Consider the following 11,157-nt stretch of genomic DNA (forward strand, 5'->3'; position numbering starts at 1 on the left):
CAGGTCAGGGGATTCTGGACCCGAACAGCACCGCCGCCCCCGCCACCAGCAGCCCGGCCACGATCGCGGCCACGATGAACCACTGGGTGACCTCCTGGTTGACCAGCTTGTAGCCGAGCGAGGTGCCGATCTGCTCGTAGACCTCGCGCAGCTCGCTGCCGGACTCGGCGGCGTAGGCCCGGCCGCTGGTGCCGTCGGACAGCGACTGCAGGGTCTGCTTGTTGACCGGCACGTTCACCGGCCTGCCGTCGATGTTGACGGTGCCCTCCTGGGTGCCGTACGCGATCGTGGAGACCGGTACGCGGGCCTGCTGCGCCGCGTCGATGGCCTCGTTCACCGACCTGCCGGAGGTGTTGTCGCCGTCGGAGAGCAGCACGATGGCGGCCGGCGGCGGGTCCGTGGCGGCCTGCTGGTCGAACGAGCGCAGCGAGTCGAGCGAGTTGAAGACCGCCTCGCCGATCGCGGTGCCCGGGCGGGTGGTGAGGGTGCCGAGGGCGGTGACCACGGCCTGGTGGTCGGTGGTGGGTGAGATCACGACGTTGGCGGAGCGGGCGAAGGACACCACGCCGACGTTGAAGCGGTCGGGCAGCTCCCTGACGAACGCCTGCGCGGCGGCCTTGGCGGCGCTGATGCGGTCCGGCTGGACGTCGTCGGCGTCCATGGACAGCGACACGTCCAGCGCGATCATGATGGTGGCGCGGTCGCGCGGGACGCGTACCTGGTCGGCGGGTTTGGCCGCGCCGACCACCAGGAGCGCCATCATGGCCAGGAACAGCGCGGGGGCGACGTGGCGGCGCCAGCCGGGCCCGGCGGGGGCGACCAGGTCGAGCAGGGCCAGGTTCGTGAAGCGCACGGTGTAGCGGCGGCGGGCGAACATCGACGCGATGTACCCGGCCACCAGAAGCCCCACCAGCAGGAACAGCCACAGCCAGCCGGGGGCGAGAAACGTCACAAGGCCTCCTTCGTCGGCCTTGCGACCAAGGTGCTGCGTCTAATGGTGCCCTCGCTTCGCTCGGTCACGTAGGTCTCCTGTGGGCGAGGTGGCTCATGCGGCGCTGGCGCAGGACGAACTGTGCCACGTCGAACACCCAGTCCCGGTCGGTACGCAGCACCAGGTGCGCGATGCCGGCGCGGCGCAGCGCCACGCGGGTGCCTTCGCGCTGCAGGGCGGCCGCCTCCGCGTACGCTTGCCGAACTTTGGGTGAAAGATGCACTTCGCGTACGTTCCCGGTCTCGGGGTCCGTGAACGCTACCCGGCCCACGTCGGGCAGCTCAAGCTCGCGCGGGTCGATCACCTCCACGGCCAGCACCTGGTGCCGGGCCGCCAGTCGCCTGATGGGCCGCTCCCAGGGGCGTTCGGCGTCGGGGTCGAGGTTGGGGTGGGCGTCGAGGAAGTCCGAGACGATCAGCCGCACGCCGCGCCGCCTGCGGCTGGCCGACAGCACCTCGATGCCCTCGGCCAGGTCGGGCGGGTCGGGCACGACCCGGCCGCGCGGGGCGTCCATGAGCGAGTGCAGCAGCCCGTAGAGCGCGGGGCGGCCGGTACGGGCGGGCATGCGGTGCACGTACTCGTCGTGCAGCACCAGCGCGCCGAACCGGTCACCCATCCTGCTCGACAGGAACCCGATCGCGCCGATGGCCGCCACCACCAGGTCGCGCTTGTCGGTGTCGGCGGTGCCGAAGTCCATGCTGGGCGACAGGTCGGCCAGCGCCCAGGTCTCCAGCTCGCGGTCGGCGATCAGGTCGCGTACGTGGGGGACGGTGGTGCGGGCGGTGACGTTCCAGTCCATGCGGCGCACGTCGTCCTCGCCGGGCACGTAGACGCGGCTGTCGCCGGCCTCGCTGCCCGGCCCCGGCAGCAGTCCCTGGTGGGCGCCGTGCAGCAGCCCGTCCAGCCGCCGGGTGACCGTGAGTTCCAGCCGCCGGAGCGCCTGCTCCGCTGTGCTCATTTGTCGCTCACCAGCTCCTCATTCGCTTCGCGGAGTCCCGCCTCCGTCGGGCCTCCACTTCGCTTCGCGACGCACCCTGTCCAATTGCTCGCTCCGCTCGCTGGGCGTCGGGTTCGCTCCATGGCGCTCAACGGTTCTGGTTCCAGACGACGAGGGGCGGGGGCACCGCGTGCAGGATCTGCCTGACCACCTGCTCCGGATCGACGCCGTCGGCCAGGGCGTCGAAGGTGAGCATCAGCCGGTGCGACATGACGTCCACGGCCACGTCGCGTACGTCGTCGGGCAGCAGGTAGTCGCGGCCGCGCAGCAGGGCCAGGGCGCGGCCGGCCGAGACCAGGCCCAGGGTGGCCCGCGGGCTGACGCCGATCTCGATGGTCTCGGTGAGGTCGGCCAGGCCGTACTCGGCGGGGTTGCGGGTGGACATGACCAGCCGTACCACGTAGTCGGCGACGAGCTGGTGCACCGAGATCTGCTCGGCCGCCTCCTGCAGGGCCAGCAGCTTGCCGGGGTCGAGCACCCGCTCGGGGACCGGCGGGGTGACGCTCATCCGGTGCAGGATCTCCAGCTCCTCGTGCGCGCTGGGGTGCGGCACCCGTACCCGGAACAGGAAGCGGTCGCGCTGCACCTCGGGCAGCGGGTAGACGCCCTCGGACTCGATCGGGTTCTGGGTGGCGAGCACGATGAACGGCTTGGGCAGCGGGTGGGTCACGCCGGCGAGGGTGACCTGCCGCTCGGCCATCACCTCCAGCAGCGCGGACTGGACCTTGGCGGGGGCGCGGTTGATCTCGTCGGCCAGCAGGAAGTTGACGAACACGGGGCCGAGCTCGACATCGAACTTCTCGTTGGAGGGGTGGTAGACGCGGGTGCCGATGATGTCGCTCGGCACCAGGTCGGGGGTGAACTGGATCCGGGCGAACGTGCCGCCCACGACAGTGGCCAGGGTGGAGGCGGCGAGGGTCTTGGCGACGCCTGGGACTCCTTCGAGCAGGCAGTGCCCGCGGGCCAGCAGGGCCACGATGAGTCTTTCGACCATGTGGTCCTGGCCGACGATGACACGCCGGACCTCGTCAAGACTTTGACGCAGCAGCTCCACGTCGTTTCCGCCTGGCAACTCTTCGGCGACGCTCATGACGCCATTCCACCAAACGCGCCGCAAACGTGCACGACGCCACGTCTGTGCTTTCATGGCAAACGTGGCAAGTCCCCTGCAGTACGGCGATCCACCCCGGCTGGGACCATACGTGGTCCAGGCCCGCCTGCACGCGGTCCCGGCCGGTTTCGTGTACCTCGGCCAGGGACCGGACGGGCGCGCCGTGTCACTGGCCGTGCTGACCCGAGGGGCCGCGTTCGACGCGGCGGCGCGCGACAGGTTCGTGACCGCGATCACGGAGGCCAAGGGCGAGCGGTCCGGCGTGCGCGGCTGGCTCGGGCTCGCCGGGCGGTCGCGGAGCGCGGTGCTGGACGGCACGCCCGAGGTGCTCGCCTTCGACGGCGGGCCCGCGCCGTGGGTGGCGGTGCCGTACGTGCCGGGCCGGCCGGGGGCGGAGCGCTTCCTCGAGCCGGTCATGGTGGGCGGGACGCTCATCGGGCAGGCTCACGGGCCCGACTTCGTGCCGTACTGGCTGACCGACCGCGCGCCCGCCCTGCCGGGGCCGACGCGGCGGCGCAGGCCGCTGACCGAGACCCGCAAGCGGGTGCTGACGGCCGCGCTCGCGCTGGTGCTGCTGGTGCTGCTGGTGACGGCGATCCTGCTGATGCTCCTGCTGGGCAGGCGCGACAGCGAGCCGCAGCCCAAGCAGTTGCCGCCGACGGTGTTCGTCCCGACGCCGCCGCCGACGCCGGCGAGCCCCGAGCCGCGGCCCTCCCCGTCGCAGTCGCCGTCGCCGTCGCAGAGCGGGCAGGTCACGCCCGGGCAGACGCCCGGCGACGACGCGGGCGAGGAATCTCCGCTCTGATATCCGGTTGAGCCTCACGTTACGTGAGGCTTTAGCGTCCGCGGCATGGAGTTCATCGTTCACGACACGCTCACGGCCATGGCCGCCCTTCTCGGGGAGCCGCTCGACCGGCGGCCCGACGCGCTGCGGGAGATGCTGGCGCCGATGCGCCAGGCGATCCCGATGCCCGGCGACATCGTCGACATCCACCACCAGGGCGGCGGTTTCCGCGTCGATGCCGACGACCCCCGCTACCTGCCCGCCGTCCAGCGCATGATCGACGCCGACGTGCCAGGCCAGGTGCGGCGCGAGCTGGAACGCGCCTCCGAACGGCTCCACGAAGCCAAGCAGGCCGACTCGCTGCAGGTCATGCTCGTGATGGGCGACCCCGACAACGCGCACCTGATGAACGTGACCGGCGGCTACTACGGCATGGGCGGCGGTACCGGCTGGCTCTACCTGCTGGCCTGGCCCTCGGACGAGGTGATCGGCCGCATCGCGCACCTCGCGGTACACGAGTTGCACCACAACATCCGGTACGCGAACGTCGAGTGGAACCCGGCGACCGTGACCGTGGGCGAGCACGTCGTCGCCGAGGGGCTGGCGGAGGCGTTCGTACGGGAGCTGTCGGGGCCCGGGGCCATGGGGCCGTGGGCGTCGATGGTGACCGGGGACGCGTTCGAGCTCGCGTACGAGCGGATCATGGCGGACTTCGAGCTGGCCGGGATGCAGAACACGCCCGCGTACGTGCTGGGGGACTCGGCGGTGCGGAACTTCGGGCAGGAGCCTCGCGGCATTCCCGACATGGCGGGATACGCGGTGGGACTGCGGCTCGTCGACCAGGCCCTGGCCGCCACGGGGCTGACCGCCACCGAGGCGACGCTGCTGCCTGCCTCCGAGCTCCTGCGGCGCGCCGGCCTCCGGCCGTGACCCGCGCCTCGGGGTCACGGCCCCTCTCCCTCCGGCCTCGGCAGGCAGCCCTTCCCCTCGCTCTCCCCAAGGACACCAGCCCTGGACGGCGGTCGTACCCGGGTCGCGGCCCCGTGGGGAGGTCTCAGGCAGGGGAGACGAAGCCGGACTCGTAGGCGGCGATCACGGCCTGGGTGCGGTCGCGGACGCCCAGCTTGGCCAGCACGTTCCCGACGTGCGTCTTGATCGTCTCCTGGCTGACGACCAGCTCGGCGGCGATCTCGTGGTTGGACAGGCCCTTGGTCATCAGGCGCAGCACGTCGCCCTCGCGTCCGGTCAGCCGGTCGATCCCGGGCACTCGCGCCGAGCCCTGGGGGCGGCGCCCGGCCAGCGTCCGGATCGCGGCGGGGAACAGCAGCGAGTCGCCTGCGGCGACCAGCCTGACGGCCTGCACGAGGTCGTCCGGCCTGGCGCGCTTGAGCAGGAAGCCGCTGGCGCCGGCGCGCAGCGCTTCGTAGACGTAGTCGTCGTTCTCGAACGTGGTGACCACGAGCACCTTGGGCGGGTCGTCGAGGGTCAGGAGGCGCTGGGTGGCCTGGATGCCGTCGAGTGCGGGCATGCGTACGTCCATGAGGACCACGTCGGGCCGTTCGCGGCGCACCACGGGCACGACCGCGGCGCCGTCGGCGGCCTCGCCGACCACGGTCAGGTCCGGCTCGGCGTCGATGATGATCCGCAGGCCGGCGCGGATGAGGTCCTCGTCGTCGGCGATCACGACTTTGAGCGTCATGGGCTCGACCGTAGCGGCAGGCGTACCGAGACCTTCCATCCGGTCTCGGTGGGTCCGGCCTCCAGTTCGCCGCGGAGCAGCCGGACGCGCTCGCGCATGCCGGTCACGCCCCTGCCGCCGGAGTGGGCGCCGTTCCGGCCTCCGGGGTTGGTGACCTCGAGCCGCAGGTCGTCCCCGTGCACGGTGGCGGTCAGGTGTACGGGGGCGCGGCCGTGCTTGATGGCGTTGGTGAGCGCCTCCTGGACGATGCGGTAAGCCTCCCTGGAGACCACGGCGGGCACGGCGGACAGATCGCCCACCTCGTGCCGTACTTGCGCGCCCGACGCGGCGACCAGCTCGTCGAGGTCGGCCAGCGTGGCCCTGGGCGCCCGCGACCCTCGCCGCCCGTCGTGCCCGTCCGGACCGCGCCGGGTTTGGCCGGCCGGGTCAGGGTTCCTCCGTGCTCCCGCTGGGGCCCCTTCGGGGAGCAAAGTGCGGCGGGCGCCGTCTGGGACGCCGGCCATGGCGCGGCCACGCAGTCCCACGCCATCCGCGTCGCGGTCCCCCTGGGCGGCGTGGCCTGTGTCGTGGTCGCCTTGGGTGATGTCGGCCGCGTCGCGGCTGTTCCGGGAGGCGCAGGGCAGGTCTTGGCCACCCAGTGAGTCGTTGGCCGGAGCGTCCTCGCGGAGCAGGCCCAGGACGTGGTCGAGGTCTTCCAGGGCGGCGCGGGCCGACTGCTCGATGGCGGCCAGGGCGGTCCTCGCCGTCTGGGGGTCACGGTCGATGACCCGGCCCGCGGCCGCGGCCTGCAGGGTGACGACGCTGAGGGCGTGGCCGACCGAGTCGTGCAGCTCGCGGGCCAGCCGGTTGCGCTCGGCGAGCGTACGGGCGTGCTCCTCGGCGGCGGCCAGGCGTTCGGCCGGGGTGGGGCCGAGCAGGACGGGAGCCAGCCGGGCGAGCAGTTCGCCCGCGCCCGCCGCCACCGCCACCAGCGCCGCGAGCAGCGCCAGCCCGCCCGCCATCCACAGCACGACCGGCCACCCAGGCTCGGCCGCGATGCCGAGGACCGGCGTCGCCTGCCCGGCGAACGGCAGCGCGAGCGTGGCCAGCGTGAACGGCACGATCGCCAGTGTGCAGCCGCTGACCAGGCCGCCGATCGCCAGGTGCAGGGTGAACCAGGCGGCCGTGCGGCGGCGCTCCTGCCAGGAGCGGCCGGCCTGCCTGGGCGGTGTCTCGACGTGCGCCCCGAGCAGGCCCTGCGCCGCGTTCACCTCCAGCCCGCGGACGGGCAGGAACAGCCCGGTCACGGCCACCACCGGCAGCACCGCCACGAACACTCCGATCTGGATGGGCAGCAGCAGGTTGGCGCTCTGCTCCTGCCACTGAGCCGAGACGACGACCCCGGCCATCATGTACGGCATCAGCAGCGCGCCGCCCAGGATGAGGCACGCCCACCGGCGGGGGAGGTTCCTTCTCACATCCGCGATTGTATGTCGATAGTTATTCGCTCTCGGTGGAATGCGCTCTTAGAGAAATGCGCCGCCAGCGAAATGATCTGAGAATTGCCGGCCGCCGGGTCTAGCGTTTTTCCGAGAAATGCCCAGCACAGAAAGGCGGCCGTCATGACGGAGAACCAGCGCTCGGCCTGGCCTGACCAGCTCAGTCAGCGCCTGCTGAAGGAGCGCATCGTCGTTCTCGGCCAAGAGGTGGACGACGAGATTTGCAACCGGCTCTGCGGGGAGCTCCTATTGCTGGCGGCCGAGGACCCGAGGCGCGACATAACGCTTTACATCAATTCGCCGGGCGGGTCCGTGACGGCCGGGCTGGCCCTCTACGACATGATGCAGTTCATTCCGTGCGACGTGGCGACGGTGGCGATGGGGTTCGCCGCGTCCATGGGGCAGGTGCTGCTTTCTGCGGGCGCCAAGGGCAAGCGTTACGCCCTGCCCAACGCCCGGGTCGTCATGCACCAGCCGCTCGGCGGCATCGGCGGCTCGGCCAGCGACATCCAGATCCAGGCCGACAACATGCTCTACACCAAGCGCCGGATGGCCGAGATCATCGCGCACCACACCGGCCAGCCGCTGGAGCGCATCCAGGCCGACTCCGACCGCGACCGGTGGTTCACCGCCCAGGAAGCGCTCGAGTACGGCATCGTCGACCACATCTCAGAGGGGATGAACTGATATGAGCGGCCGTTACGTGCTGCCCTCGTTCTCGGAGCGCACGTCGTACGGGGTCAAGGAGACGACCCCCTACAGCAAGCTCTTCGAGGACCGGGTCGTCTTCATCGGCGCGCCCATCGACGACGTCGTGGCCAACGACGTGATGGCCCAGCTGCTGACGCTGGAGTCGCTCGACCCCGACCGTGACATCAGCCTCTACATCAACTCCCCTGGCGGGTCGTTCACGGCGATGACGGCCATCTACGACACGATGCAGTTCGTCCGTCCGGAGATCCACACGGTCTGCATCGGCGAGGCCGCCTCGGCGGCGGCGGTCCTGCTGGCGGCGGGCACGGCGGGCAAGCGCGCCGCCCTGCCCCACGCCCGCGTCCTGCTGCACGAGCCCCACACGGAGGGCGGGCGCGGCCAGGGGAGCGACCTGGAGATCCACGCCAGGGAGATCCTGCGGATGCGCGACCAGCAGGAAGAGATCCTTTCCCGGCACACGGGGCGGGGGATCCTGGAGATCAGGAAGGACATCGAGCGCGACCGGATCTTCACGGCGGAGCAGGCGCGTACGTATGGGCTGGTGGACGACGTCTACGCCTCCAGAAAGCGCACCCTGACCGCCGCCCGCTGAGCGGTCACCCGAGAGCCTCACCCGGCCCTTCACGCCCGGGTGAGGCTCCTCGTGCCTGCGTGGCCGGGGCCCTTGCGCGCGGGTCTCGGGTCGCAGGCAGCTCGGAGGGGCCGTTTCCCGGATCCGTCCCGAAAGACCGATGACTTTTCTCTGCCACCCCGGTCCAACAGGTAACAGAGAGGAGCAGCGCATGGATCTCGGAATCGGTCTCCCCACGTCAGGGCGGCACGCGGACCCTGGGGCGATCAGCAGAGTGGCGCAGGCGGCGGAGCGGGCGGGGCTGGGGGCGGTGTGGGCGTTCGAACGGCTGCTGCGGCCGGCCGAGGCGGTGTTCGCCGGCACCGACCAGTCCATGCCGCTCCCCGACAACAACGCCCTCGTCTACGACCCCTTGGAGACCCTGGCCTACGTCGCGGCCAAGACCAGCACGATCCGGCTCGGCACGAGCGTCGTGGACGCGCTGTTCCACAGTCCGGTCGTGCTGGCCAAGCGGCTGGCGACGCTCGACCGGCTCAGCGGCGGGCGTGCCATGATCGGCCTGGGACAGGGGTGGATGCAGCAGGAGTTCGAGGCGACCGGCACTCCCGTACGGCGTCGCGGAGCGGGGTTCGAGGAGCACGTCGCGGCCATGCGCGCCTGCTGGGGCCCCGACCCGGTGAGCTTCGCCGGCCGCTTCTACACGATCGCCGAGTCGGAGATCAATCCGAAGCCCACCGGGCTGACGCTGCTGGCCGGAGCGGCGGCGCCGCCCGCGATCGAGCGGGCGGCCCGGCTGGGGATGGGGATCACCGTGGTCGTGTTCGCCTGGGACCAGCTCAGGCAGGCCGTCGAGACGTACGGCAAGGGCTCGGGCCCGGTGGTGGCCCAGGTCAACGGGGTGATCACGGACCGGCCGCTGGACGAGCGGATGCCGCTGACCGGCTCGGTGGAGCAGGTTGCCGAGGACCTGGCCGAGGTGCGGGCGATGGGCGTGGACCACGTGTTCTGGCACACGTTCGACGCTGACCCCGACGAGATGGTGGAGCGCGTCGGCCGGCTCACCACCGCTTGACGGCGCTGTCGAGGATGAGCGAGCGGCGAAAACCGGTCAAAGTGCACCTTGTACACTCTTTGCGTTTATCGGGGGAAAACGGGGGAGTGGCGTGCCGCTGGAGCAGGTCCTGGTGTTGCTGGCCGCAGCGGCAGGGGCGGGGTGGGTCGACGCCGTCGTGGGCGGCGGCGGGCTGTTGCAGCTTCCCGCCATCATGATGACCGGAATGCCGACCGTCGAGGCGATGGCCACCAACAAGCTCTCCTCGGTCTTCGGGACCACGTCGGCCGCCATCGCCTACGCCCGGTCCACCAAGGTCGATCGGCAGGTGGCCTTGCCGGGCGCGGCACTGGCCGTGGTGAGCGCCGGATTAGGGGCGTGGGCGGCGGCGGCGATCTCGGCCGAGGTGCTGCGGCCCCTCGTCATGGTGGTGCTGCTGGGTGTGGCCGCGTTCGTGACGTTGCGGCCCGCGCTCGGGGCCGTGCCGGTGCCTCATCTGCGCACCGACGCCAGGGTGTTCGCCGCCGTGGCGACGGCGGGGGTCGGGATCGCCTTCTACGACGGCATCGTGGGTCCCGGTACGGGGACGTTCCTCATCATCGCCTTCACCACCATCCTCGGGCTCGACTTCGTCTCGGCCTCCGCCTCCGCCAAGATCATCAACATCGGGACGAACCTCGGGGCGCTCGTGGTGTTCGGGCTCCAGGGGCACGTGAACTGGGCGCTCGGGCTCGGCATGGCCGTGTGCAACGTGGCCGGGGCCCAGGTCGGCGCGCGGATGGCGCTCAGGCGCGGTGCCGGCTTCGTGCGGATCGTCCTGCTGTGCGTCGTGGTGGCCCTGGTCGCCAGGCTGGGGTGGCAGCAGTTCGGCCCCTGAAGGGGCGCCTCCATGGCAAGCGGGGCGCCCCAAGACGGCTGCGGGGTCAGGCCAGCAGGGAGCGGACGTAGTCGCCGATCGTCTGCGTGGGGCGGCCGATGAGCTCGCGCAGCGTGCCGGACGTGTCGTCGAGCCAGCCGCGGGAGATGTTGACGTCCACGTCGGCCAGGAGCTCCGCGAACGCGGCCGGGAGGCCGGCGCCGGCCAGGACGCCCGCGTACTCGTCCTTCGGCAGGTCCCGGTAGGCGACCTCCTTGCCGGTGACCTTGGAGATCTCGGCGGCCAGGTCGGCCCGGCTCCAGGTGGTGTCGCCGGCCAGCTCGTACACCTTGCCGTCGTGACTCTCGCCGGTCAGCACGGCGGCCGCCGCGGCGGCGTAGTCGGCGCGTGAGGCGGAGGCGACCCGACCGTCGCCGGCGGCGCCGTACACGGCGCCGAGCTCGGGCGCGGTGACGATCGACTGCTCGTAGACCTCGTTGTACCAGTTGTTACGCAGGATCGTGTACGTCACCCCGGCCGCCTTGATGTACTCCTCGGTCGCCCGGTGGTCGGCGGCCAGGGCGGCCTCGGTGCTGTCGGCCCTGGGCGCGCTGGTGTAGACGAGCGTGGCTCCGGCCTGCTTGGCCGCGTCCACGACGGCCGCGTGCTGGCGCACCCGCTGGGGCTCGATGCCGGAGATGAGCAGCACCTTGGCGGCGCCCCGTACGGCGGCCTCGATCGTCTCGGGCCGGTCGTAGTCGGCCTCACGGACCTCGACGCCCAGGTCGGCGGCCTTCTGCGGGGTACGCGCGGCCGCGACGACCTGCGCGGCGGGGACCCGCTTCGTGAGCTCCTCGACCACCAGCCGGCCCAGGTGTCCGCTCGCTCCGGTTACCACGATCATG

12 protein-coding genes are annotated in these 11,157 nt (G+C 71.6%); 6 read left to right on the forward strand and 6 right to left on the reverse strand.

From position 1 onward, the window contains the following. Nucleotides 1–4: 4 nt before the first annotated feature. From ABD830_RS50945 to ABD830_RS50955, 3 genes are all read right to left on the reverse strand, one after another. On the reverse strand, nt 5–952 hold the full coding sequence (locus ABD830_RS50945; protein ID WP_345002845.1) for a VWA domain-containing protein: 948 nt from the start codon (nt 950–952) through the stop codon (nt 5–7). A gap of 64 nt (nt 953–1,016) precedes the next feature. Then, nucleotides 1,017–1,949 (reverse strand): DUF58 domain-containing protein, encoded by a 933-nt coding sequence (locus ABD830_RS50950; RefSeq protein ID WP_345002847.1) that lies wholly within the window; start codon nt 1,947–1,949, stop codon nt 1,017–1,019. Between the two features lie 127 nt (nt 1,950–2,076). Further along, complete coding sequence (locus tag ABD830_RS50955) at nt 2,077–3,078, reverse strand: AAA family ATPase (RefSeq protein ID WP_345002848.1); 1,002 nt, start codon at nt 3,076–3,078, stop codon at nt 2,077–2,079. 55 nt (nt 3,079–3,133) lie between these two features. Between ABD830_RS50955 and ABD830_RS50960 the strand changes: the two genes are divergently transcribed. Further along, nucleotides 3,134–3,904, forward strand: coding sequence for a hypothetical protein (locus ABD830_RS50960; RefSeq protein ID WP_345002849.1), 771 nt, complete (start codon nt 3,134–3,136; stop codon nt 3,902–3,904). A 45-nt stretch (nt 3,905–3,949) separates the two neighbouring features. Next, a complete protein-coding gene (locus tag ABD830_RS50965) occupies nt 3,950–4,813 on the forward strand; it encodes a DUF2268 domain-containing putative Zn-dependent protease (RefSeq protein WP_345002850.1) in 864 nt (287 codons plus the stop codon). 124 nt (nt 4,814–4,937) lie between these two features. Here the strand turns inward: ABD830_RS50965 and ABD830_RS50970 are convergent, their stop codons facing one another. Beyond that, nucleotides 4,938–5,582: a response regulator transcription factor gene (locus tag ABD830_RS50970; RefSeq protein WP_345002851.1), complete on the reverse strand. Its 645-nt coding sequence runs from the start codon at nt 5,580–5,582 to the stop codon at nt 4,938–4,940. Beyond that, nucleotides 5,579–7,039 (reverse strand): sensor histidine kinase, encoded by a 1,461-nt coding sequence (locus ABD830_RS50975; RefSeq protein WP_345002852.1) that lies wholly within the window; start codon nt 7,037–7,039, stop codon nt 5,579–5,581. Before ABD830_RS50975 ends, ABD830_RS50970 begins: the two co-directional genes overlap by 4 nt. Before the next feature lie 84 nt (nt 7,040–7,123). Here ABD830_RS50975 and ABD830_RS50980 point away from each other — a divergent pair, with 84 nt between their 5' ends. The 4 genes from ABD830_RS50980 (at nt 7,124) to ABD830_RS50995 (ending at nt 10,273) form a co-directional block, all read left to right on the forward strand. Further along, a complete protein-coding gene (locus ABD830_RS50980; protein ID WP_345002853.1) occupies nt 7,124–7,747 on the forward strand; it encodes a ClpP family protease in 624 nt (207 codons plus the stop codon). 1 nt (nt 7,748) lies between these two features. Beyond that, entirely contained in the window at nt 7,749–8,366 is a 618-nt protein-coding gene (locus tag ABD830_RS50985) for an ATP-dependent Clp protease proteolytic subunit (protein WP_345002854.1), read from the forward strand. Nucleotides 8,367–8,556: 190 nt separating this feature from the next. Further along, nucleotides 8,557–9,417: a TIGR03619 family F420-dependent LLM class oxidoreductase gene (locus tag ABD830_RS50990; protein ID WP_345002855.1), complete on the forward strand. Its 861-nt coding sequence runs from the start codon at nt 8,557–8,559 to the stop codon at nt 9,415–9,417. Between the two features lie 91 nt (nt 9,418–9,508). Continuing rightward, complete coding sequence (locus ABD830_RS50995) at nt 9,509–10,273, forward strand: TSUP family transporter (RefSeq protein ID WP_345002856.1); 765 nt, start codon at nt 9,509–9,511, stop codon at nt 10,271–10,273. A gap of 46 nt (nt 10,274–10,319) precedes the next feature. Here ABD830_RS50995 and ABD830_RS51000 read toward each other — a convergent pair whose 3' ends face one another. Further along, nucleotides 10,320–11,156 (reverse strand): SDR family oxidoreductase, encoded by an 837-nt coding sequence (locus ABD830_RS51000; protein ID WP_345002857.1) that lies wholly within the window; start codon nt 11,154–11,156, stop codon nt 10,320–10,322. Between the last annotated feature and the right edge of the window lies 1 nt (nt 11,157).

It is taken from the genome of Nonomuraea helvata (assembly GCF_039535785.1).
Taxonomy (GTDB): domain Bacteria; phylum Actinomycetota; class Actinomycetes; order Streptosporangiales; family Streptosporangiaceae; genus Nonomuraea; species Nonomuraea helvata.

What these genes read in the sequence shown, in the direction of transcription:
- ABD830_RS50950 (WP_345002847.1), bottom strand. Translation starts at nt 1,949, where the DNA reads ATGAGCACAGCGGAGCAGGCGCTCCGGCGGCTGGAACTCACGGTCACC.
- ABD830_RS50955 (WP_345002848.1), bottom strand. Translation starts at nt 3,078, where the DNA reads ATGAGCGTCGCCGAAGAGTTGCCAGGCGGAAACGACGTGGAGCTGCTG.
- ABD830_RS50960 (WP_345002849.1), top strand. Translation starts at nt 3,134, where the DNA reads ATGGCAAACGTGGCAAGTCCCCTGCAGTACGGCGATCCACCCCGGCTG.
- ABD830_RS50965 (WP_345002850.1), top strand. Translation starts at nt 3,950, where the DNA reads ATGGAGTTCATCGTTCACGACACGCTCACGGCCATGGCCGCCCTTCTC.
- ABD830_RS50970 (WP_345002851.1), bottom strand. Translation starts at nt 5,582, where the DNA reads ATGACGCTCAAAGTCGTGATCGCCGACGACGAGGACCTCATCCGCGCC.
- ABD830_RS50985 (WP_345002854.1), top strand. Translation starts at nt 7,749, where the DNA reads ATGAGCGGCCGTTACGTGCTGCCCTCGTTCTCGGAGCGCACGTCGTAC.
- ABD830_RS50990 (WP_345002855.1), top strand. Translation starts at nt 8,557, where the DNA reads ATGGATCTCGGAATCGGTCTCCCCACGTCAGGGCGGCACGCGGACCCT.
- ABD830_RS51000 (WP_345002857.1), bottom strand. Translation starts at nt 11,156, where the DNA reads ATGATCGTGGTAACCGGAGCGAGCGGACACCTGGGCCGGCTGGTGGTC.